The 24,481-nt window shown below is 72.4% G+C and carries 11 protein-coding genes; 3 read left to right on the top strand and 8 right to left on the bottom strand.

What is annotated here, in order from left to right; translation table 11 throughout:
- Positions 1-5: 5 nt before the first annotated feature.
- The 8 genes from eccB to ACIBJE_RS19695 form a co-directional block, all read right to left on the bottom strand.
- On the bottom strand, positions 6-1,361 hold the full coding sequence (gene eccB, locus ACIBJE_RS19730) for a type VII secretion protein EccB (protein ID WP_396750270.1): 1,356 nt from the start codon (positions 1,359-1,361) through the stop codon (positions 6-8).
- Positions 1,362-1,367: 6 nt separating this feature from the next.
- Entirely contained in the window at positions 1,368-2,777 is a 1,410-nt protein-coding gene (gene eccD, locus ACIBJE_RS19725) for a type VII secretion integral membrane protein EccD (RefSeq protein WP_396750268.1), read from the bottom strand.
- 13 nt (positions 2,778-2,790) lie between these two features.
- Positions 2,791-6,750 (bottom strand): type VII secretion protein EccCa, encoded by a 3,960-nt coding sequence (gene eccCa, locus ACIBJE_RS19720; RefSeq protein ID WP_396750266.1) that lies wholly within the window; start codon positions 6,748-6,750, stop codon positions 2,791-2,793.
- 19 nt (positions 6,751-6,769) lie between these two features.
- A complete protein-coding gene (locus tag ACIBJE_RS19715) occupies positions 6,770-7,111 on the bottom strand; it encodes a hypothetical protein (protein WP_396750264.1) in 342 nt (113 codons plus the stop codon).
- Positions 7,104-9,401 (bottom strand): hypothetical protein, encoded by a 2,298-nt coding sequence (locus ACIBJE_RS19710; RefSeq protein WP_396750262.1) that lies wholly within the window; start codon positions 9,399-9,401, stop codon positions 7,104-7,106. Before ACIBJE_RS19710 ends, ACIBJE_RS19715 begins: the two co-directional genes overlap by 8 nt.
- A gap of 77 nt (positions 9,402-9,478) precedes the next feature.
- Positions 9,479-10,417 (bottom strand): hypothetical protein, encoded by a 939-nt coding sequence (locus tag ACIBJE_RS19705; RefSeq protein WP_396750260.1) that lies wholly within the window; start codon positions 10,415-10,417, stop codon positions 9,479-9,481.
- Positions 10,418-10,513: 96 nt separating this feature from the next.
- A complete protein-coding gene (locus tag ACIBJE_RS19700; protein ID WP_396750258.1) occupies positions 10,514-10,816 on the bottom strand; it encodes a WXG100 family type VII secretion target in 303 nt (100 codons plus the stop codon).
- A 33-nt stretch (positions 10,817-10,849) separates the two neighbouring features.
- Positions 10,850-11,164 (bottom strand): WXG100 family type VII secretion target, encoded by a 315-nt coding sequence (locus ACIBJE_RS19695; protein WP_396750431.1) that lies wholly within the window; start codon positions 11,162-11,164, stop codon positions 10,850-10,852.
- A gap of 316 nt (positions 11,165-11,480) precedes the next feature.
- Between ACIBJE_RS19695 and ACIBJE_RS19690 the strand changes: the two genes are divergently transcribed.
- The 3 genes from ACIBJE_RS19690 to ACIBJE_RS19680 are packed head-to-tail and all read left to right on the top strand — an operon-like array spanning position 11,481 to position 24,437.
- Positions 11,481-11,900 carry a YbaB/EbfC family nucleoid-associated protein gene (locus ACIBJE_RS19690; RefSeq protein WP_396750256.1) on the top strand — a complete coding sequence of 140 codons (420 nt, stop codon included), beginning with the start codon at positions 11,481-11,483 and terminating at the stop codon, positions 11,898-11,900.
- Positions 11,897-12,763: a hypothetical protein gene (locus ACIBJE_RS19685; RefSeq protein ID WP_396750254.1), complete on the top strand. Its 867-nt coding sequence runs from the start codon at positions 11,897-11,899 to the stop codon at positions 12,761-12,763. The genes ACIBJE_RS19690 and ACIBJE_RS19685 overlap by 4 nt, the downstream gene beginning before the upstream one ends.
- A 10-nt stretch (positions 12,764-12,773) precedes the next feature.
- Positions 12,774-24,437, top strand: a complete 11,664-nt coding sequence (locus tag ACIBJE_RS19680) for a DUF6531 domain-containing protein (RefSeq protein WP_396750252.1) — start codon at positions 12,774-12,776, stop codon at positions 24,435-24,437.
- Positions 24,438-24,481: the final 44 nt, after the last annotated feature.

The raw sequence follows: 24,481 nt of genomic DNA, 5'->3' as shown, positions 1-24,481 counted from the left end.
GGACGCTACCCCCTAGCAGGACCGTTGACGGCGGTACGGCTGAGCACCGGGCCCTGCGGCACGACCGCCAGCAGGTCCCTCGGAAACGGGACGGCGGGCACCGAGGCGAGTTTCAGGGAGGAGACCGTGTCCGGGTCGGCGAGCCGGTACGCGATGCCCTGGTCCGAGATCAACACCACCTCGGCGGCGGGGCCCACCCGGGGCACCGGTGTCACCGTCATGCCGGAACCCGGTTCGACCAGCACCCGGGTCGTGCCGTCGTCGCCGACCCCCGACGCGCGCCGGTCGGCGAGCACCACCTCGCTCGCGACCCGCTCCCCGTCGACCGGCCGCTGCCGCAGGCAGAGCACCCGGCCGCCGGGATCCTGCCACTGGAAGCCGGTCAGGTCGGGCAGCCGGTCGGTCAGCGTCCGGTCGCCGGAGCGCGGCGCCCCGGCGACGTCGGCCGCGTCCAGGGTCACCGGCGCGTCGCCACCGCGCACCGTGGCGAGCACGAACTCCATCCGGTTGACGGGTGCCAGCCCGTCCGGGCGGAGCACGAACAGCTGCTCCGTGCCGGCGACCGGCTGCTGCCGGAACAGCGTGCCCACCGGGTGGACCCGCCCGGCGACCCGTGGGCCCGGGGTGCCCGCGCCCGGGATCCGGGCCGGACCGAGCGTCACACCGGTGGGCAGCCGGTCCAGCCAGGCGGCGGGTGCGACAGCCACCCGCGCGTTGGCGGCGCCGAGGGCGACCAGCACCGAGGCGTCGGCCACCGGGAACTTGTACGGTCCGGCGAGCAGGAACGTGACGCCGCCCCGGTCGCGTACCACCGCGAAGGTGTTCCCGGTCAATGGCGCGGCGGCGGCTCTCGGATCGAGGTTCACGCCGAGCCCCGCACCGGGCCGGTCCACCACCGACCCCGGCAGGCAGACCAACCACGGGCCCCGGACCAGCGCGGCGGTGGTCGGGACGGACTGCGGCGCGTCGGCGATGCCGATCTCCGGGCCGCGCGGCAGGTCCTTGAGCGAGTTGCGCGAGATGAGCTTCACGGCGGCGGACGGACCCTGCACCAGCATCGCGGAGGTCAGGTTCGAGGTCGGGTGGAGCACGCCGTCGCGGTAGACGTACCGGACGCCGCTCTCCTTCTCGACCAGGATCGCGCCGGCCTGGCGGTAGGCCCGGCTGCCGCCGGGGACGAGCCAGCCGTAGACGGCGAACCCGCCGCCGACCAGGAGCACCACGATGATCCCGATCAGCATTCCGGTCAGCGCCCGCTGCCCGGGGATCTGTGCGCTGGTCGGGTCGCCCTGGACGAGCGCCGAACTCAGTCGCCCGGTCATGAAGCTGTGGGCGTGGACGTGGTCGCGCTGGGTCTGCATCGCCGGCTACCCGAAGAGCCCACGGGCCCAGGCGTAGATGCCCAGGACCTGCGCCAGGATCGGCAGGACGGCCACCCCGGTGGCGACGTCGAAGAAGGTCGCCGTGTACTCCCAGAACGGCAGCATCCGCCGTGGCCAGGGTCGCAACGCCGCCATCACGAGCGGCACCAGCAGCCCGACCAGCGCGCTGAGCAGCGCCCAGCGCCAGGCGGGCGACAGCATGTCGGCGAGCTTCGTGATGACCATGAGGCAGCCGACGGTACCGGCGGCGACGAGCGCGCAGCGCTGCCAGAGACCGAGAAAGGTACGCGAGCGCAACAGGATTGCACTGGCGACCACCAGCACGTAGCTCCACCCCGCCCAGCCGGGCACCGTCATGGTGAAGTGGAACAGCACCGGCAGCACCAGCGCCGCCGTGACCATCGCGACCGTCAGGTAGGTGTCCGCGTCGTCGGTCCGCCGGTGCACCTGCTCGGACGGCGCGGGCGCGATGTCGTACGACATGTCCTCGCTGGTCTTCGGCAGTTGCGGACCGCGCAGCCGGGACAGCTTCACCGCCATCCGGGGGGCCAGCACGATCACGACGAAGATCAGCAGGACGGCGACGGCGGCGGCGCGCGGCATGCTCATCCCGCTGCCGTCACGCATCAGCAGGATCACCACGGTGACCAGGCTGGTCACCCCGGTCACCAGCAGCGGCGGCGCCGGCAGGTGGGGCGCGAAGGTCCGTTGCGCGAGCAGCAGGGCAGCGGAAACGGTGAGGACGGCGACGGCGGCGGCGAGGATCGCCGCGCTGGTCACCGCGATGCGCTCCGGATCACCGTCGACGGCGCTGGACGCGGCGACCGCCGCGAACCCGGCCGCGCCGCCGCCGAACAGCAGCGAGAACGCGCCGTCGTCCAGCCGTCGGCCGCAGACCAACGCCGCGGCCAGTAGCACACCGCCCAGTACGGCACCGGCCACGACCTGCGGCAGGGCCGGGCCGTGCGCGGTGAGCACCGAGGCGACGGCACCCATGGCGACGATCGACAGCACGATGAACAGGGTCCGGCGGTACTCGGGCTGCCAGCGGTCGGGGCGCCGGTTGACGGCGATGGCGATCCCGTCGGCGAGGTCGTCGAAGTCCAGCTCGGGCAGCGGGTCCTCGGCCGGGCGGAGGTGGAGTTCCTCACCTTCGAGCCAGTCCAGGCTCTCCGGGGTCCCGGCCAGCTCGAACGGGGCCTGGCCGAGGCGCTGCAACACCCAGGCTCCGTCGCCCGCGCTCGAATCGGGGCGCTGGCCGTTCTCCGTGGTCTGCTGCACCAGCAGCGGCAGCAGGGCGGCCACCGTGGTGGTCGCCGGGACCGCCAGGTCGACCCTGCGGGCCGGCCCGACGACGGTGACCCGGCAGAGTTCGGCGCTGAGCGTGGCGCTCACCCGTGCTCCCCTCTCATGCGACATGTCCGGTCTGGATCAGCTTGACGCTGCGGCGGGTGACCAGCTGGGCACGCCCGGGTGGCAGCCTGCGCGGCACCGCCTCGCCGAGGAACCTGCCCTCTTCCTTCGGGTACGACAGCAGCGCGGCCGGGGTGCCGAGTTCCCACATCCGGCGCAGGACCGGGTCCATCATGGCCCGCATCGCCCCCGAGGTGCTGCGCGCGACGATCACGTGGAGTCCGATGTAGACGCCCTGTGCCAGCAGCGGCAGCACCGGGTCGAGCGCGGAGCCCGGAGCGGCCGAGCGGGTCATCAGGTCGTAGTCGTCGACGATGACGAACAGCTCCGGCCCCTCCCACCAGTCCCGCCGCCGCATCCGCTCGGAGGAGATCTCCGGGCCGGGCACCCGACGGCTCATCGAGACGGCGGTCTGTCCGGCCAGCTCGTGGAGCCGGTCGCCGGTGAAGCCGAACCCGACCTGGTAGTCGGGAGTGATCGCGGTGTCGAGGTCGCGCCGCGAGTCGCCGAGGACGACCTTGGCCTGAGCCGGCGTGTAGTGCCGCTGGATCGCCCGCAGCACCAGCCGGAGCAGGTTCGACTTGCCGGACTCGTTGTCGCCGAGGACCAGCAGGTGCGGGGTGGTCATGAAGTCGTGCCACACCGGCGCCAGCCGTTGCTCGTCCCGGCCGAGGCACACCTTGAAGGCCGGCTCCGGCACCGGCAGGCTCTCCACCGGAAGCTGTGTGGGGAGCAGCCGGACACCCGGTGCGGGCGGACCGGTCCAGAACGTGGTGATCTCCTCGACCGTCGACTTGGTGGCCTCGGCGAGGTCGTCGACGGACGAGCTGCCGTCCATCCGGGGCAGCGCCCCGAGGAAGTGCAGGCCGCCGCTGGTCAGGCCGCGCCCCGGCTGGTGCGGCACGGTGGCCGCCCGGCGTGAGCCCACATCGGACTCCATCGAATCCGCGAGTCGCAGCTCCAACCGGGTGCCGAGCAGGTCCCGCAGCCAGGTCCGCATCTCCGACCAGCGGGTGGTGGAGACGATCACGTGGATGCCGAACGACAACCCCCGCGAGGCCAGCTCCTGGAAGCGTGTCTCCAGGTCACTGAAGTCCTGCTTCATCGTGTACCAGCCGTCGACGACCAGGAACACGTGCCCGTACGGGTCGTCGATCTCGCCCCGGGCGCGCGCCGCCAGGTAGGCGCCGATCGAGTCGAGGCCGCGGTTGGCGAATTCGTACTCGCGGCGCTCCATGACCTGCCAGACCTCCTCGATGGTCCGGACCACCCGGTCGCGTTCCATCCGGGTGGCGATGGAGCCGATGTGCGGCAGTCCGGCGATCGAGGCGAGCCCGCCGCCGCCGAAGTCGAGCCCGTAGAACTGCACCTCGCGCGGGGTGTTGGTGAGCGCCAGCGCGAGGATCACGCTGCGCAGCAGCGCGGACTTGCCGCTCTGCGGCGCACCGGCGATGCCGACGTGCCCGTCCGCCCCGCCGAGGTCGATGGTGAGCAGTTCGCGTAGCTGCTCGGCGGGGCGGTCGACGATGCCGACCGGCACCCGGAGCCGCCCCTGCGCGCTCGGGTCGTCCACCGTCATGCCCCGCACCGGATCCGGTACGACGCTGGGCAGCAGCGTGTCCAGGCTGGGCGCGGTCGACAGCGGCGGCAGCCACACCTGGCGGGCCGGCGGGCCGGATCCGGCGATCCGGTCGAGCAGCACCTCGACGAGGCTCGGTCCGGTGACGCTCCCGGTCTCCTCCGGCTCGGTCTCCTCGACCGGTTCGGCGGCCCGGACCCGGCCCGGATCGTGCCGGACCGCGACCTGCCCGGTGGCGAACGGGACGACCTCGGCGAGGATCCGTTCGTCCTCGTCGTCGTCTCCGGTGCGCAGTCCGCTGCCCTGGTACGGCCCGGACACGTAGGCGGACTTGAAGCGGACCAGGTTGGAGGTGTCGATCTTCAGGTAGCCGTTGCCGGGCTCGGGCGGCAGCTCGTACGCCTTGCCGACGCCGATCACCGATCGGGACTCCATCGACGAGAAGGTCCGCAGGGCGAGCCGGTACGACAGGTGGCCCTCGACCCGGTTGATCCGGCCCTCGTCCAACCGTTGCGAAGCGAGCAGCAGGTGCACGCCGAGCGACCGACCGAGCCGGCCGATCGAGACGAACAGGTCCATGAACTCGCTCTTGTTGGAGAGCAGCTCGCTGAACTCGTCGACGATGATCAGCAGAACCGGGAACGGCACCAGCTGGGCACCGGCGGCGCGGGCCTTCTCGTAGTCGAACAGCGAGGCGTACCCGCTGGCCCGCAGCACCTCCTGGCGGCGGGTCATCTCGCCGTTGAGCGCGTCCTGCATGCGGTCCACGAGCGGCAGCTCGTCGGCGAGGTTGGTGATCACGGCCGAGGTGTGCGGCAGCTTTTCCATACCGAGGAAGGTCGCGCCGCCCTTGAAGTCCACCAGCACCAGGTTGAGGATCTCCGAGGAGTGGGTGGCGGCCAGCGCGCAGACCAGGGTCCGCAGCAGCTCGCTCTTGCCGGATCCAGTCGCGCCGATGAGCAGTCCGTGCGGTCCCATCCCGCCCTGCGCGGACTCCTTGAGGTCCAGCTCGATGACCTCACCGCCCTCGGTGACACCGATCGGCACGGTGAGGCGGTTGCGTTGCGGCGCGCGGGTCCGCCACAGCGCCGCGACGTCGAAGGTGTGCGCGTCGCGGATGCCGAGCAGAGTGGTCAGCTCGAAGTCGCTCTCCAACGGCTCCTCGACCGCGTCGAGGACGCCGCTGGTCCGTCTGGGGGCGATGATCCGGGCCAGCGCCTCGCACTCGGCGACACCGAGCCCGTCGGGCACCGCCGATCCGGTGGCATCCCCGGCGGGGAACGTCACCATCTCCCCGTCCAGGGTCAACCGCAGCACCTTGGGCCCGCCCGGCATCTGGCCGGTCAGGTCCAGCAGGACCACGTTGCGGATGCCCGCGCCGAGCAGCCGCGAGCTGTCCGGCAGGTCGGCCAGGTGCGCGACGATCACCACGAACGGCTCGGTGGACGAGGGGCGGGCCTCCCGGTCGTGGTCGCCCCGGTCGGAGACCTCCGGGCCGACCAGGTCCATCAGCTCCTCGTGGCCACCGGCGAACAGCCGCACCGGACCGGCCGCGTCGAACGCGGTCGGGTGGGCGTTGTGCGGCAGCCACTTGATCCAGTTCCACGGGCCCCGGTGGACCTCCGGCGCCAGCACCGCCACCCGCAGCTCGTCCGGCGCGTGCAGGGTGACCAGCGCGGCCACCATGGCCCGGACCAGGTCGACGGCCGCGTCGGCGTCACCGGAGAACTCCACGCTGGTGAAGCTGCGCAGGCCCACCGAGGTCGGAACGCCGGAGACCGTCCGGTACGCCTCGGAGAACCGGCGCAACGAGATCGACGCGAGCGGTTCGAGATCCTCGATCGGCTTGGTCTGCGGGGGCAGGAAGCGCAGCATCGCGTTCTGCCGACCGAGCCCGATCCGGACCCGGCCGAAGTCCTCGTGGCTGGGCCGCCGCTCCCAGAGCCGGCTGCTCATCGCCACCGACCAGAGCCAGTCGGGCTGCGGGTGGGTCCAGATCACCGCCTGGCGCTGCTGCTCGGCCGCCCGGCGTGCCTGTCGGCGCAACTGGGCGATGTACCGCAGGAAGTCGCGCCGTTCGCCGCGCATCTGGCGCTTGCGTTCGGCAGCCGCCCGGCCGATCTGCATGAGGCCCATGAGCAGCATCCCGGCGGCCATCGCGCCGCCCATCACGTACATCACCGGGGCCCGGCTGTAGAGGCCGAACATGGCCATCATCGCGCCCATGCCGAGCCCCATCGGCACGATCATGGCGAACGACCGGAAGTCGAGCGGCGCCTCCTCCGCCATCAGCGGTGGTTCCTGTAGCTCGACCTCCCCGTCCGGGGTCTCCGGGCCGGTCGCGCGGGGCGGGCGTTTGACCGTGACCGTACTCATGCCGGTGTCCCGTCTCCGCTCATCCGAGCACCCCCGATCCCGCGCCGCCGCTGCCCCAGGCCGAGTCGTCCTGCCGGAGCAGGTTCACCGCGTACCGTGGCCGCTCGGCGGCGGGGTACCCGTCCTCCTCGTCGGTCTGCTTCGCCTGGCGGCGCTTGGCGGCCTCGCGTGCCTCGGCCTCCTCCCGCTCGCGCCGGGCCGCCTCGTCCATCGCCCGCTGCTTCTCGCGCATCAGTTCGAGGCGTTCGGCGGCGGTGTAGTCCGGGCCGCCACACATCGCCGGGCGTCCCCCGCCGGGCGGTGTCGCCGGGCGTTCCCGCCGCCACGCCTTGAACGGCATCGGATCGATCTCGTCAGCCACCGGTCGTCCTCTCCGTACGCTCGACGTCGCCGTACAGCCACCAGGCGTCGCCGGTGTCGTCCCAGCCCGACGTATCGGCACCCGCCTCGGCGGGCCGCACGATCGGCACCCGGTCCTCCTCCGGGGGCGGCTCGGCCCCGGTCCAGGTGGGCTCCTCCTCGCGGAGCAACTCGGCGGCGTCCGGACGGTCCGGATTCGCACCACCACCGGTCCCGGCTCCCGGCGCACCAGGAGCACCCGGCATCGGCGGCAGTCCGGTGACCGGCACCGACCCGGCGACGGGCGAGACCTCAGCCGGTACGGGCGACGGCGGGACCGGCACCAGCGGATCGCCGACTCCGGGCCGTTCCCCGAGGCCAACGCCACCGGCAGCGACACCCCCCGGGGCGGACGGACCATCCACCCCACCCGTGGACGGTTCCCAGTCCGCCTCGTCACCCTCCACCAACCCGGCCGAGTCCGGACGCTCCGGCGTCGAACCGCCACCGGCACCCGCCCCCGGCGAACCCGGAGCACCCGGCATCGGCGGCACCAACGGCACACCACCCCCCGGAACCCCACCAACCGGCGGCAGCCCACCCGGAACCTGCCCCAACGGGGGCTCACCCGTCCCCGGGGCGCCGGGGGTGGCACCGCCGGGGGCGAACGGGTCGCCGGGCCTGGGGGTGCCGGAGGCCCAGTCGTCCTGGTCACCTTCGACCAGGCCGGAGGAGTCCGGACGCTCCACCGGCGATCCGCCGCCCTGACCGGCGCCGGGCGACCCGGGCATCCCCGGCATCGGTCCCGGCACCGGTGCACCGGGCAGCAGCGGGGTGCCGCCGGGCACCTGACCGCCCCCCGGCACGTCGACGCCACCGGGCACACCGCCGGGCAGACCGCCCCCACCGGGCAGGCCGCCACCCGGCAGACCGCCCCCACCGGGCAGGCCGCCACCCGGCAGACCGCCCCCACCGGGCAGGCCGCCACCCGGCAGACCGCCCCCATCGGGCAGGTCGACACCGCCCGGCACGCCACCGGGCAGATCGGGCGGATCGACACCGCCCGGCACACCGCCGGGCAGGTTCCCCCCACCCGGTACGTCACCGGGCAGGTTGCCGCCACCAGGCGGCACCGGCAGACCACCGACGCCGTCCGGTACGTCGCCGATGACCGGCGGGACGGGCCGGTCCCGGTCGCCGTTGCCCGAGTTGCCGCCGCCCGGGGGGACCGGGATCACCGGCGGGACCAGTCCGCCCGGCATTCCGCCGCCTGGGCCGGAACCGCTCCCCGGTGGGTCGCCGAGCACCGGGGGGTCGAGACCGGGTAGACCGTCGCCCCCAGGGGGTAGATCGGCACTGGGCGGCGGGTCGAACGACGGCCCGCCCTCCAGTCCCTCCGGATTCACCCTCATGTTGCCCGGCGGGTCCACGACGGGCGGGTCCACGACGGGCGGGTCCACGACGGGCGGGTCGTCCACGGAGGGGTCGGGAATGTCGGAGCCGGGCGGAGGATCGAACGACGGCGGCTGGTACGGAGGCTGGGTCGGTGGGTCGGTCGGCGGATCGGTGGGCGGGTCGGTCGGCGGATCGGTCGGGGGGTCCGCGGGGCCGAGGCTGCCGTCGCCCTCGGGCACGTTCACCGAGCCGTAGTTCAGCCGCGCGTACTGCTTCGCCAGTACCTGCGCCACCTGGAGCATCTGGTCCGTCATCGGTCGGGCGAACCGGGTGGAGCTGATCGCCACGTTGCCGCCGTCCGTGTGGTTGGCACCATCGGCAGCGGCGATCTGCGCCCAGGCGATGTCGAGGTAGTCGAGCTGCTCCTGCGCCCATTTGAGATAGCTGGCGTTCATCATGAGCTGGTGCGGCACGCTCGCGGTCCCGGGCATGCCGTCGCCGCCGAGCAGCCGTTCCGCCTGGTTCCCCAGGAACTCGCTGAGATAGTCCATCTTCGCCAGGAACGCCTCGGCCGCCCTGCCCTGCCAGGCCTTCTCCTCACCGGCGATCGCGTGCGCGTGGAGGCTGATGAACGTCTCCAGCCAGTGCAGCAGGTTGTACGCCTGCTGGAAACCGTTGGCCGCCTCCAGCAGGCTCGGATAGCTGACCAGGCCCTCGGCGTACGCCTGTCCGGCCTCGTTCTCGATCGCCGAACCGCCCTTGATGGCCGCCTTGATCCGCCGCCATCCGGGCGGATCCATCCGCGCCCAGGTTTCCAGGTCGTTGACGTCGTCGATCGACGTGTTCGGCGGAGGAAAGGTCGCCGGCGGGTCCACGGAGTTGGTCCAGTCGTCCTGCTCCGACTCTGTTTCTGCCATGCCCTACACCAAGCCCCTAGCTGAATTCGAGGACGCCGACGTGCGGCACCGGGACATCCCGGCCGAGCGTGCGACGCCTAGTTGTCTCCGCTGCCCGACCCGTCCCCGCTACCGGAACCGTCACCGGAGCCGTCACCGCCGTTGCCGCCCTCGCCCGAGGAGCTGATCTGGCCGAAGTCGTCGATGCCGTTGATGTGGCCCCACGGGTCGCTCAGCGCGTCGCCGAGCTCCTCCTCGGTCATCGCGTTGAACTCGGCGGTGCTCTCCTCGAAGCCCTTGCCGGTACGGATGTTGCCGTCCTCGGTGAGTTCGTAGGAGTCCGCCATCTCGAGCAGGCTCAGGCGGAGGGTGTAGAGCGTCTGGTGGATCTTCTCCAACAGACCCTGGGTGTCGCTGACCAGGCTCCCGCTCTCCCCGGTGCCGTGGATCTTGCGCCGCATGATCTCGGCCACGGCGAACTTGCCGGGCTTGACGTCCAGGGTGGCGATTTCGTCACCCACCCGGAGCATGAGGCTGCTGCCCCGGCCGTTCGGATCGTCGAAGAGCTCGCCGATGGAGTTGGCGAAATACCGGATGGCCGCAGTGCTGACCTTCAGATCCCCGGCCGAGTTGTCGCTACCGCCGGTGTAGACACTGACCTCTGGTGGGTCGATCGACCCGTCGATGTCGAGGTGGTCGGACTCGTCGAACTCGTCCCAGTCGACGGAGTCCTCGTCGGGGACGTCGTTCTCCTGGAAATCGTCAACCAGTGCGTTCCAACTGTCGGTGTCGACCACATCCGCCATGTACCACTCGTAGGCGGCCCGCTCCTCAGCCGTGTATTCGGACCAGTCGACCTTGTTGATTCGGCTGTTGCTCGACATGATGTCGGCCTGGACCCGGTCGATGACCGCCTGGATCCATCCGTCCGGATGCTCCTGTGGGAAGCCGTCGACCTCGCCGTTGTTGAACTTGTCCAGGATGCCGATGTAGTCGATGGCTCTGTCGTTGGGATAGCTGAAATCGATGGAAGCCATCCGTCCACAACCTTTCCAGTGTGGCCGACTCTAGGGAAGTGGTGCCCGGGGAGCGCCGGCCGCCGGGGGGCACCGACCCCGGCAGCCGGCCGGCAGTCAGCCGCCGCGGACGTCGTTCCAGATCTTGGTGTGCCGCTGCTCGGTGGTCCCGTAGTTGTCCGAGATCGCCAGCAGCGTCTGGCGAGCCTGTTCGAGGTAGACGGTCATCTGCTGGGCGGCGGCCCGCCACTCCACCTTCGCCACGTGGTAGGCGCTCCGGGCGTCACCGCTCCACTGCTCGATGCTCCGCTCGACGTTGCGCTCCATCTCGTCCAGCGACCCCGAGATTGCGCCGTTGATCCGGTTCATGTCGTAGAGGGTGGCGTCGGCCTGGTTGAAATCGAACCGGTAGTCGGACACGGTCAGGTCCTTTCGGGGTAAGGGGATGCGGGGTCAGACTCCGGGAAGCGCCGTCATGAAGTTCTGGGCCGTCTGCGATGCCTCGTCCTCGGCGGCCCGGTAGCCGGCGGTCGTGGCGCCCATCACGTCCATCATGTGCAGCAGTTTTTCGATGATGGTCTGGAAGGACCTCTCCCAGTTGTCCATTGCCTGGTTGAAGTTCTTCGAGGCGGCACCGTGCCAGCTCGCCTGGAGGGTCGCCATCTGGGAGTTGACGGCGCGCAACTGGTTGGTGAACTCCTGGGCCTTGTTGGCGAACTCGGTGGCCGCCGCCTGCATGCCCGGATCGGCGGTCTGGACCGTTGGCATGGTCACAACGACATTCCTTTCGTCGTACGTCAGGGGATGACGACGTCGAACTCCCTGTGCTCGGCGTCCGCCGTGCCGAAGATTCCTGGCGATCGACCGTTTCCGGCAAGGTCCCCGCCCGGTGGATGTCCGAATGACGGCCGAACTCTGCCTACTTCCCCCTCCACGTCTTCGGCGCGTCCGGGTGCCGCGCGGCGGCAGCGGCCGTGCGGTCGGGAAAAGGCCCTGCACGTTCGTGCCCGACCGGCAGCGTGCCCCTTCCACCCCGCGAAGGGGCACACCTGTACTGGTAGCCCGCGCAGAAGGGAGCCGGCCGATGAACTTCGACGATCGCGTCGAGGAACTGTTCGCGGAGTACCAGCGTCAGCGCAGCAGCGTGACCACGCTCCAGGAGCGGATGAGCAAGGTGCAGGGCTCCGCCACCTCCCCGCGCCGCGAGGTGACGGTCACGGTCGGCCAGAACGGCGTACTGACCGAGATCAGCTTTCCGACCAGCGCGTACCGGCGGATGACTCCCGCCGAGTTGCAGGCCACCATCATGCAGACCTTCACCGAGGCGAAGGAGCAGGTCATGGAGCAGGCGGCGGCGCTCATCGCTCCGCTGCTGCCGCCCGGCATGGACGCGGCCAAGATGGTCCGTGGAGAGGCCGGTCCCGACATGTACCTGCCGCCCGAGGGCCCCCGGATGACCAGCGGTGTCCGTGCCCTGCTCGGCCTCGATCCGGAGCAGCCGTGAGCCAGCCGCACGGTCACATCTGGGTCGACCCCGAGGGCGTCGTCTCGGTCGGCGACTCGTACGCCCAGCACGCCGCCCGCTACCACGAGTGTCTGCGCCGGCTGAACCTGCTGCGGGCGCGGTACGAACCCGCGTGGGGCGATGACGAGATCGGTCTCCAGTTCCAGAAGCAGTTCGGCCAGACGTTGGACGGCGTCGAAGTTGCCATCCTCGCCGTCCTGGGTTACCTGGAGTACGCGGCGGTCGGGCTGCGGGTCAGCGGTGAGGGCTACCGGCAGGCGGACGAGGACGCGGCCATCGGCGGGCGGATGATCGCCGGCGAGTTCTCCCAGCTCACCCCCCGGCTGGCCGTCGCCGGCAGGCTTCTGCGTTCCGAGGAGGTGGCCTCCCGGCACGAGCTTCCGCGATCCGGGGACCCGGTGTTGCGCGCGGGTGTACGCGTCGCCGGCCCGATCATCGACCCGGAGTCGGTCGAGTCGCCCAGCAGCTTCCTCGCGTCAAGAAGACCGGCGGAGTTCGCGGAGGCGTCTCCCGCGATCTCCGCCTTCCGGCGGTACGACGCCACCGGCGTCCTCGTCGACGGCGACCCGATTCCCCCCGGTTACGAGCTGCGCACCCTGACCACGTTCCCGGACGGCACCTCGCGGATCGACGCCAACGGCTACGACTCGATCGTCCCGCTGGGCACCCGGGCACCGACCACCACCGACGGTCACCCCGTCGACTCCGGCGGCGACCAGTTCTTCCTGCTCAAGCCGAAGGAGGAGGCCGGTGTCGACCCCACCGCGCCCGGCTACCGTCCACTGCTGATCAGCTTCGGTCCGGACGGCTCGGCGACGCCGTTGTTCATCGATCCCGCCTGACGCCGTTTCCATGGGCGACTTCCACATCCCCGACGACCCCAACTGGCAGTGGGCGTACGACGCGATCCTCTACACCGTCGGTGAGCAGTTTCCCAAGGGCGATCCGTCGGAGCTCAAGGCGCTCAGCATCGAACTCGAACGGTTCGGCGCGAACCTGGCCAACGGCATCGCCGCCACCCAGGCGCTCGGGCTCGGGCTGCAGGGCAACCTCGACGGACCCGCCGCCGACGCGTTCGCCCAGTTCCAGCAGATCATCACCCGGCCGCTCCCCGGGGGCATCCGGAGCGCCCTGATCGCAGGCGACGTCGCCGACCGGGCCAACCAGCAGATCGACTACGGCCAGACCCAGATCGTCGTCGCGGCATTCATGATCGTCCTGGACATCGCGATGGCGATGGCGTCCGGCTTCGGCGTCGCGCTCGTTCCCGCGTACATCAACATCGGCCAGCGGATCACCCAGGCGCTGCTCAATCGGTTGCAGAACCGGCTCCACCAACTGATCGCCCAGCTTGCGATCCAGGGCGCGGAGGAAGGGCTGGAGGAGGGCGCCGAGAACGTCATCGCCCAGACCGTCGTGATCGCCAAGGACAACAAGGACGACGGATTCAGCTGGTCGGACCTCGGGGAGTCGATCGGTGCGGGCGTCGCCATCGGCACCGTCGCCGGCGGCGTCTTCCTGATCGGTGGCCGCTACTTCCCCAAACTCTCCGGCACCACGCACGGACAGGCCGGGCTGGGCGCGATCGGTGAGACGCTCGGCGAACTGGCCTACCTGTCCATGGTCGGCGGGCTCGGGAGCTTCAACGCGCTGGCCACCGCCGTCTCGTCCGCTGTCGGCACCTACGCCAGCGTGTACGCCCACGACCTCGGCGCGGCCGTCGGGGGCGGCCCGGGAACGCCCGATCCGGCCGGCCTGGAAGGTCCCGGCCCGTCCAAGGACCTGGCGGTGACGGGTGGCGGTCCCGACGCCGTCGGACCCGGTGCCCACGGCACCGGCGAGGAGGTCGGTAACCGGCCCCGACCCGACGGGGCAGACCTGGACACCGGCCCGCTGGGGTCCGGCGACACGTCGACCCCCGGCACCGGTTCCGGTTCCGAAGGTGCTCCGTCGGGCGGTCTCGGCACGACGCCGGTCGCCCCACCCGGTCAGCAGCCGCCCCCCGGTACCCGGCCCGCGCCGTCGACCGCCACCCCTGACGACGGCCCCCCGTGGTCGGGCCGACCCGGCGATCCGTCGGGCAACGGATCCAGCGTGCCACCGCCGGCAGCGACCGACCTGGTGCCCGGTCCGCCCGCCGGCGCGGGCCCGGGACTGCCCGGTTTCGACACCCCACCCACCGTCGGTACGCCGGACGGCGCTGCTCAGGCCCCCAACGGTGGCCCATCCATCGTCGACCGCCCGCCAACCGTGACCCGCCCCGACCCGGTGCCCGGACCCGACGGCCAGCTACCCGACCCGGTCGGCACCCCGCCCGGCCAGCTCCCCGGTGCCGGAGCGCCGGTCCAGCCACCGCCGGTCCAGCCCGCACCCCCTGCGGCCGTCGGCTCCGCACCGCCCACCGCCCCGGCCCCGCCCGGCGCCCCACCGCCGGTGGCCGTCCAGCCCGGTCAGGTGGGTGGTGTCCCCACCACCGGTCAGGGCAGCCCGACGGGCCCGAACGCGGACAACTCCGGTACGCCGGGACCGCTCAGTCCACCGGCCACCAGCCCACTCGCGCCACCCGCCGTCCCCGGGTCCACCGCGACGCCCGGCCCGACCGGCACCACGCCGGTCCCACCGGGTTCGGAGGTCAGCACGACACCCGGGAGCCAGCCGACCACCCAGTCCCCGGCCCCGCCCGGCCCGTCGCCCATCACCCCGGACCAGGTTGCTCGCCCCGTGGACACGACGGTCGACGGCACCGTGCCACCCCCGACCGACCAGGTCGCCGGCCCCACCGTGACCGACCTGAGCACCTCCGTTCCCCCTGCCGCGCCACCGACCGCACCAGCCGCGGAGCCGTTTCCCGCACCGGCAACCGAGCAGTCCCCCACACCGCCTACGGCACCGTCGGCCACGCCGGGGATCACGCCGACGACCGGGGCGTCCCCGGTCCCGGCGACCGGCACCGTTGGCTCCGCGCCGCCGAGCACGACGGAGACGAGGACCGGTCCGACGCCCGGCACGACCGGTCGTGCGGCACCGGTGCCGTCGGATCCGCCGTCCTACCTGGACGCCGTCGGGCCGGCGCCGGTGGAGGCGGAGGCGGAGGCGCTGCCGGTCTACGCGGATCTGGACCCCCTTCCCCCGCCCTACGAGGCCGGACAGGGCCCGCCTGCGTCCACGCCGGTCGAGCCGGACCAGCACGTTCCCGGTGCGAGAGCACCTTCGGAGAGAAGTTCCCGCACCAGGGTCCGCTCCACGTCTCCCGGCCCCACGCCGACATCGCTCCCGCCTACGACGGGGAAGGTGGAGCAGCCGACCACGCCCCGGCCGGCGACCACGGTCGAGGGACCCGACGTCAAGATCCCGCCGAGTCCCGGGGCCAAGGGCAGACCCGACGCCGACGGCGTCGGGCGGGCGACGGCGCTGCCGTCGGGCGGCGGGAAGACTCGCCTCCGGTCGGTCGTCGCTCCGGTTCCGCCGCTCGGCAAGGGGCCGTGGCTGCGGGACGTGCCGCCCGCCGTATTCGCGAAATCGACCGCCGAGACGGTCTGCGTCGGTGACCCGATCGACGTGACGACCGGCCGGATGATCTACACCGAGACCGACGCCAGCCTGCCCGGCCTGTCCCTGGGGCGCACCCACCGCTCGGACTACCGCTGGGGCCGGTCCTTCGGCCCGAGCTGGGCGTCCACCCTGGACCAACGCATCGTCGCCGACGGGACGCGGGCCTGGCTCCTGGCCGCCGACGGTTCGATCCTCACCTATCCGTTGCCGGCCGAGGGCGAGGAGGCGCTACCGCTGCTCGGCCGCCCGGTTCCGCTGCGCCGGCTGGTCGGTGGCGGCTGGTCGCTCACCGACCGGGACGCCCTGCTGCTGTTCGCCCCCGGCGGAGACGGGGACGAGGCGTTGCTGTCGGATGTCGCGACGGTCCGCACGCGGTGGCACCTCACCCGGGACGACGAGGGCACCCCCACGCTGCTGGCGTCGTCGTCCGGCGACCGGGTGGAGTTGCGCACCCACGCCGGCCTGGTGACCGGCGCGCTGTTCGTGCCGGCCGACGGCAGTGACGAAGTCGAGTTGCCGGCGTTCGACTACGACGACCGGCGTCGCCTGGTCGCGGTGCGGAACTCGTCCGGCGATCCGGTCCGGCTCGACTACGACGAGGACGGCCGGATCACGCGGTGGGTGGACCGCAACGGCGAGTGGTACACGTACGCCTACGACCAGGCGGGCCGGTGCGTGCTCGCCGACGGCAACGGCGGCTACCTGCGCTACGCGTTCGCGTACGGCGACGGCGACGGCGACGGCGTCACGACCGTGACGGACTCCCTCGGCGGTGTCCACCGCTACGAGGTGAACGACCGTCTCCAGGTCACCGCGGTCACCGATCCACTCGGTGCCACCACCCGCGACGAGTGGGACGCGGCGCACCGGCTGCTGTCGCGGACCGACCCGCTCGGGCGGGTCACCCGGTTCACGTACGACGGGGCGGGCCGCCCGGCCGCGACGGTCCTCCCGGACGGCAACCACCGCACGATCGCCGACGACGACGGGCGGACGGACGGCGTACCCGGAACGGTTTTTGATCTTGATGGCCTGGGTCGGTCGAGGTCGGTGCGGCTGCCGGACGGCACCGCCACGGAGTTCGGCTGGACCGCCGAGGGCGACCTGGCCTGGCGCACCGGCCCGGACGGCTCGACTTGGCGATGGCACTACGACGGCGAGGGGAATCTGGTGGAGAGCATCGACGCGGCGGGCCGGACGGTGCGGTTCGAGTACGGGCCGTTCGACCTGCCGACGGCACGGATCGACGAGGCGGGCAACCGCACGGAGTACGGCTACGACACCGAACTGCGACTGACCACGGTCACCAACCCGGCCGGACAGGTCTGGCGGTACGCCTACGACGCGGCCGGTCGGCTGACCGGGGAGACCGACTTCGACGGCCGGACCCAGCGGTACGTCCGCGACGCCGCCGGGCAGTTGACCGCGCACACCGATCCGGCCGGTGAGACCACCCACTACCGCTACGACCTGCTGGGACGGGTGGTCGAACGGCGCGTCGGCGACGCCGTGACGCGGCTGGAGTACGACGCGCAGGGCCGGGTCACGGCGGTACTCAGCCCCGAGGCGGTGGTCCGCCTCGAACGCGACGAGCGGGGTCGGGTGGTCGCCGAGACGATCGACGGACACACGGTCCGCACCTCGTACCACCCGGAACTCGGCACCGTGCAGGCACGCACCACGCCGTCGGGTCGGTCGAGCCGGTGGACCTTCGACGCCGACGGCCGGCCGGAGAGCCTGAGCACCGGCGGTCACCTGGTGCGTTTCGGGCACGACGAGGCCGGGCGGGAGGTCAGCCGGACCGTCGACGACGTGGTGGCGCTGCGGCAGACCTTCGACGCCGCCGGCCGGTTGGCCGTCCAGCAGATCGCCGGCGCCGCCGAACGTGACTTCAGCTACGACGCCACCGACCGGGTGACCGCGATCACCGACACCCTCGACGGCGGGCGCTCCTTCCAGTCCGACGAGGTGGGCCGGATCCACGCGGTACTCGCCGACGGGGCCGAACGCGAGCGGTACGACTACGACGCGGCCGGCAACCTGACCGGCACCGGCGGCGAACGGTGGGAGTTCGACGGCACCAGGCTGCTGCGGTCCGACGACGCCACGTTCGAGTACGACGGGAAGGGCCGGCTGGTCGCCCGCGTCGACCCGGCCGGCACCTGGCGCTTCGGCTGGGACGCCGAGGACCGGATCGTGCAGGTGGTCACGCCGGACGGGGACCGCTGGCGGTACCGCTACGACGGTTTCGGCCGCCGGATCGCCAAGCAGCGCCTCGCCGACGACGACAGCGTGGCCGAGGAGGTGCGGTTCGCCTGGTCCGGTGACCTGCTGGTGGAGCAGAGCCACCGGGACACCACCGGCACCACCGCCACCGTCTCCTGGGAGTACCGCCCGGACGGGTCGACTCCGGTGACCCAGACCGACGGCGACGAACTACGGACGGTCGTCACGGACCCCGTCGGCACGCCGACCCACCTGGTGGAGGCGGACGGTGCGCTGCGCTGGTGGGCGCGGCGCGACGTGTGGGGCCGCGACCACGGCCCGTCCGCCACCCCGCTGCGCTTCCCCGGACAGTACTTCGACGCCGAGACCGGCCTGCACTACAACCGGTTCCGGTTCTACGATCCCGCGACGGCCCGCTACCTGAGCCCGGACCCGCTCGGCCTCGCCGGCGGGCTGAACCCCACGGCGTACGTCTCGGACCCGCTGACCGTCGCGGACCCGCTCGGTCTGACCAGTTGCAAGGTGACGCAGCCGGGCCGGAACCCGCTCGGCACCGACGCTCCGGGGCGGCCCGTCGCCCCCGACGGTGAGCCCAGCCAACTGCCGACCCGGGCGGTCCCGCCCGCGCCGGAGGCGCTGTACGGCACGTCGCCGCTGACGGAGGTGGTGACCACCGACCCGGACGGCAACCGGACCGTCCGCTACCAGCCGCGTCCGCCCTCCCTGCCCGGGACGGACGGTACGACCGACGGCACCGCCACGCATGCCGACACCTGGTACTCCGAGGCCGGGCCCACGCCGGCGGCCACCTCGCCACAGGACTCGACGGTGGAGGACGTCCGGGACCAGCTCCAGCCGCTGCCCGAGCCGGAGTCCCGGCCGGACCTGAGGAGCCCGGACCACTCGACGGCCGCGCGGCGGCGGGGCCGCACCGTCGGCACGCCGACGGCGACGCCGTTCGGGCCGGTCCGGCCGGTGTTCACCCCGGCCGGTCTGCGCATGCTGCACGAGACCGACACCGCGCACCAGGACCATGCCGACTCCCTGCCGGTCGGACCGGACTACAAGCTGGCGGTGGAGGGCGTCGACGGTGAGCTCGTCGCCGGTGGGCACGCCTACGACCCCGACGTCGTCGGCGGCCTGATCGAGAACGACCCCGGCTGGCGGGGCCGGCCGATCACGGTCGTCGCCTGCGACGCGGGTCCCCTCTTCGCCGTCGGCCTGGCGAAGCGGCTGCCGAACGTCCCGGTCACGGCGGCGCAGAAGACCGTCTTCACCACGGGGCGCGGCCACGTCTTCTCCGACGACGTCTGGGTCACCTACACCGCCGATCCGGACGGGCGGGTCGACGAGGTGGTGCACGACCAGCTCCACATGCCGGGCGGACCGGTTCCCTCCGCCGCCGACGTCGCCACCGCCGACACGCACTGGCGGATCGCCACCGAGACCGAGATCGCCGTGCAGATCGGCGGGCTGAACGGCTTCAACCTCGAGCTGGGAGAGACGATCGCCCGCGCGCCCGGGTTGGTCTTCAAGGTCGACAGTCAGCAACGCACCATCGGCGGCCGGACCGGCATGGTCATGATCGTCGAGGTGGTGTCCGGGCCGAGCCGGGTGGAGCAGTGGGAGGAGGCCGCGGATCCCGCCACCGTCCGCGCGGCGCGGAACATCGCGGTCAACGCCATCCTCTCCGTTCCGGCCGGACGGGCCTTCACGCTCAGGACCGTGCTCCAGGGCGTGCCGGGGATCCAGTTCCGGTCCCCCGGCGGCAGGTCGACGGGGGACAACGTCGCGGTCCAGGGCGGCCAGTTCTCCGCTCCGTACACCCAGTGGACCCTGGGCATGCACAACCACTCCCTGCCCCTCTTCCTCGGGTACGCCGCCGCCAACTACTCGCCCACGGGAAACCAGAACCCCCGGCGACTCGTCGAGCGGGGCCTCGCCCTCGGGCAGCAGGTGGCAGCCGACTTCCGCCAGTACACCGGAGGGCGGGCGCTGCCCTGGCACGAAAGCCGCCTGGACGGATTCGTCGCCATCTCCTTCCCGGTCGTCGCCGCGCAACTCCTGGGCGCCGTCCAGGCGATGGAGACCGGCGTCCGGATGTTGAACAAGCACTTCCTCCTCCTCGCGCCGCGTGTGGAGATCAGGGACATGCGGGCGGCCCTGTCGCGGGAGGTCCGGAACTACCTGACCGATCGCGCCGACCACGTCAAGCAGCTCATGCACGGACACCTCGAGAGCTTCGACCGGAACCAGCGGCACGCCCAGGCGGCGCACCTCTTCGACCCCGACACGGACAGCGCCGACTACTACGGCGACGAGGACATCAGGAACGCGGCGGACAACGTCGTCCACGGGCACCGCTACCCGGACGGCAGCGCTGTCCCGTTCTTCAGCCTCCAGCAGGAACTCGGCATCAACCCCACGACCGACGGCATCGACCCGCCGGGGCTGGTGGGTGGGGAGTTCCGCTACCTCGTCACCATGAACTCGAACCTCGGCGGCGTCGACCACCAGTCGGACGAACTGTCGGCCATGGTCCGGCGGAACGCCGCACCGCCTCCGCTCACCTCGGCCCAGGTACACCAGATCATCCAGGGGATCCGCGACGAGACCCAGCGCATCGGGGACGTCATCGGGCAGATCGAGGAGAACCTCCGGCGGGACCGGTCGCCGGACCGGGTGCGGTCGAGCCTGACGAACCTGCTGGAGCAGGCGCAGACCGCTGCCGCTCGCGCCCGGACGAACGAGTCCTACGCGCACGAACTACGGGAGGCCGCCCAGGCCACCTTCGCGCACAACGACCCCGCCCGGCGGAACGCCAGGACGTACCACCACAACACGCAGACGCAGACGCAGCTCGCGAACGGACTCGTGGCCCGGATCCAGGAGCACCTCGCCAACGCGCCCGCCCCGAGGAGCAGCCGGCCGCCCTACGGTGGCGACGACGGCAGCGGGGGCGGGTACCCGGGTTCGTACGGCACCGGTCTCACCACCTCCTACGGGCCGGTGTCGTACAACAGCTACCCCAGCGCCCCACCGGCCCAATACGGCGGTGGCTACGCACCGTACGGCAGTGGCCCGTACAACCCGTTCGTCAACCTGGTCCTCGTCGACGGCACCGCGACTGATCCGACCCAGCCCGCACCACGAGTGCTCGACCCCGGCCTCGGAGCGGACGGGCGTCAGCGCATCCTCGACGACCTCACCACGCTGGTGAACGACCGGTCCGATGCCGTGCGCGACTTCCTCGGTCAGCACGGGTCCCATCCCGACCACGCCACCGCCACCGCCGTCTGGGACAGCTTCGTCTCGGCTGTCGACTACACCGACCAGGCCGGCCTGCAACCGGCCGTCAACCTCTACGAGCAGGCCCACGGGCTGCTCGCCGGCCTCGACCCGAACAACCCCCTGCCGGCGGTCGAATCGACCCTCGACGACTCGGACTTCCTCCCGCGACGGCAGCCCGTGACGCCGTCGGCCACCGACGGTCCCGCCGCCGTCCCGAACGACCTGCTGCGCACCGTGCCGCTCACCGACGGCTCGGACCTCCAGGTGCTCGCGGCCAACGTGCACGCCACGACCGCCGACACCGACACAGACCTGGCGGACTTCGGCCGCCGGAGCCTCGGCTGGCTCGACCGGACCGGTGCCGGTGGGGGCGACCGGACCAGCATCGAGTCCGCCCTGATGGTCGACGAGTACCAGCGCTCCGGACGGGTCCTCGACACGCCGCCCGCGTCGGTGCCGAAGACCCTGGACGAGCTGCGCAGGTCGTACCCCGGCGGCAGGGTCACCGAGGTCGGCACCACGCAGGGCCTGATGGACGCGCTGGGCGCCCTGCCGAAGGGGACGAGGAGCCAGGGCATCGTCGCCTTCCGTGCCGGGCCGGTGGGCACCACCACCCACGTGCTCAACGTGGTCCGGTACCCGTCGGGCCCAGTGGTCTTCGTCGACGGCCAGCTCCAGGGCCTCGGCGCGGTGCCGGCGGTCGGGCCGGAGGGATCGGTGGTGCTCGTCGAGACGACGGATCCGACCGGCACCGCCGACGAGGCGGCGCTGGCGCCGTTCACCGACGTGCCGCCGGCCACGGTGGCCAAGACCACCGAGCAGACGCCGACCGCCGGTGACCCGATCGACGTGACCACCGGCCGGATGATCCTCACCGAGACCGACGCCGTGCTGCCGGGCCTGACCCTGGAACGGACGCACCGCTCCGACTACCGGTGGGGCCGGTCCTTCGGCCCGTCCTGGGCCTCGACCCTCGACCAGCGCGTCGTGGCCGACGGCGACCGGGCGCGTTACCTGGCCCCGGACGGCTCGGTGCTCACCTACCCGCTGCCCGAGGAGGGCGAGCAGGTGCTGCCGGAGGTCGGCCGGGCCCTGCCGCTGCGCCGGCTGGTGGGCGGCGGCTGGCTGCTGACCGACCCGGCGTCGGGACGCGTCCTGGTGTTCGCCGCCGGGCACGGCACGGAGTCGCTGCTCATCGACGTGGCCGAGGGTGACCTCCGCTGGTCCGTCGAGCGGGACGAGGCGGGCACCCCGACCGAGCTGCGCTCCACCGCTGGCGCCCGGATCGGCCTCAGCTCGTCCGCCGGGCTGTTGACGGTGCTCTGGCTGCCGAACCGGTCGGGGAGCATGCAGGCCGCGTACCGGTTCGGCTACGACCGGGAGCGCAACCTCGTCGACGTGGTCAACAGCTCCGGCGAGGCCACCCGCTTCGGCTACGCCGACGGGCGGATCGTGCGGTGGGACGATCGCAACGGCGAGTGGTACACCTACACGTACGACGAGGCCGGCCGCTGCGTCGCCACCGACGGCCGGGGTGGCCACCTGCGGTACCGGTTCGCGTACGCCGACGGCCTGACCACGGTCACCGACTCCCTCGGCGCGGTACGCCGGTACGAGCTGAACGACCGCTTCCAGGTCGTCGCGGAGACCGATCCGCTCGGGGCGACGACCCGGACCGAGTGGGACGGTGCGAACCGGCTGGTGTCGCGGACCGATCCCCTCGGCCGGACCACCACCTACGACCACGACGCCGACGGGCGGTCCACCACGGTCACCCGGCCGGACGGAAGCCGGTCGACCATCACCTACGACGAGCTCGGCCGCGCCATGGCGTGGACGGACTTCGACGGCAGCACCCGCCAGCGGGCCTTCGACACCGACGGCCGGGTGCTCGCCGAGACCGACGCCTCCGGCGAGGTGGTGCGCTTCGACCGGCCGGTCGAGAACGGGCCGGGCACGATCACCCAGGCCGGTCCGACGGCCATCGTCCGGGACGCGGCACGGCTGGTCACCTCGATGACGAACGGAGGCTCGGAGACCCGGTACGAGTACGACAACCTCGGCCGCGTCGCCGTCGTCGAGGACGACCGGGGCGTCACCGAGGTCGGTTGGACGCTGGAGGGCGAGCTGGCCTGGCGGCAGCACCCCAACGGCGACGTCGAGGAGTTCGGCTACGACGGGGAGGGCAACCTCGTCGAGGCGGTCGACCCCACCGGCCGTCGCACCCGCTTCGAGTACGGTGCGTTCGACCTGGTCACCGCCCGGGTCGACGACGCGGGCAACCGCACGGAGTACGCGTACGACACCGAACTGCGCCTGACCGCGGTGACCGATCCGCAGGGCCGGACGTGGCGGTACACGTACGACCCGAACGGCCGGCTGGTCGAGGAGACCGATCCCGACGGCCGCGTCCAACGGTACGCGTACGACGCCGCCGGGCAGCTCGTCGCGCACACCGACGCAGCCGGCGAGGTCACCCGGTTCGGCCACGACCTGCTCGGCCGGGTGGTGGAACGTCGTACCGGCAGCGCGGTGACCCGGCTGACGTACGACGCGGCCGGCCGGATCGTCGCGGCCGAGGACGCCGACTCGGAGATCCGGCTGGAGCGCGACGCATTCGGCCGGGTGCTCGCGGAGACGGTGAACGGACACACGGTCGCCGTCACGTACGACGAGCAGTTCGGGGTGGTCACCGCGCGTACCCGTCCCTCCGGCGCGGTCACCCGGTGGTCGTACGACGAGTCCGGCCGACCGGCGGTGCTGCTCGCCGGTGGCCAGCAGCTCCGGTTCACCTACGACGGCGGACGCGAGCTGAGCCGCACCTGGGACGCGGGACTGACGGTCGCGCCACCCACCCCCGAGCCGGCACCGGAGGCTTCCCGGAGCGCGCCGGGTGAGGTGACCTACACGCTGGATGCCCTGGGTCGCCCGACCACCCGGTCGGGGCCGACCGGTGACTGGCACTTCACCTGGGACCACCGGAACCGGCTGGCCACGGTCACCACGCCCGGCGACGAACGGTGGCGGTACCGGTACGACGCGTTCGACCGGCGGATCGCCAAACAGCGTCAGGGCACGAAGGGCACGGTGCTCGAGGAGACGCGGTTCGTGTGGTCCGGTGACCTGCTGGTCGAGCAGCACCACCACGCTGGCGACGGCCCGGTCACCACGACGGCGTGGGAGTACCACCCGCCCCTGGCGCACCCGGTGGCCCAGCTCACCGACGGCACGGTGCGGGCCGTGGTGGTCGACGGCACCGGGACCCGGACGACGCTGGTCGGCACCGACGGCAGCCGGCCCGGTGACCCGGACGGCATCCCCCTGGGGCCGGGCGGCCGGTACCTGGACGCCGAGACCGGGCTCCAGTACGACGGCTCCCGCTACCACGACCCGCTGACGGGCCGTTCGCTGCCGGAGTCGCGGACGGCCCCGGTGCCGGTCAACTGACCCCGCTGCCGGCCCGGACACCGCCGTGTCCGGGCCGGCGGACA

It is taken from the genome of Micromonospora sp. NPDC050187 (genome assembly GCF_044459745.1).
Taxonomy (GTDB): domain Bacteria; phylum Actinomycetota; class Actinomycetes; order Mycobacteriales; family Micromonosporaceae; genus Micromonospora.
This window is presented reverse-complemented; position numbering and strand designations above follow the sequence as displayed.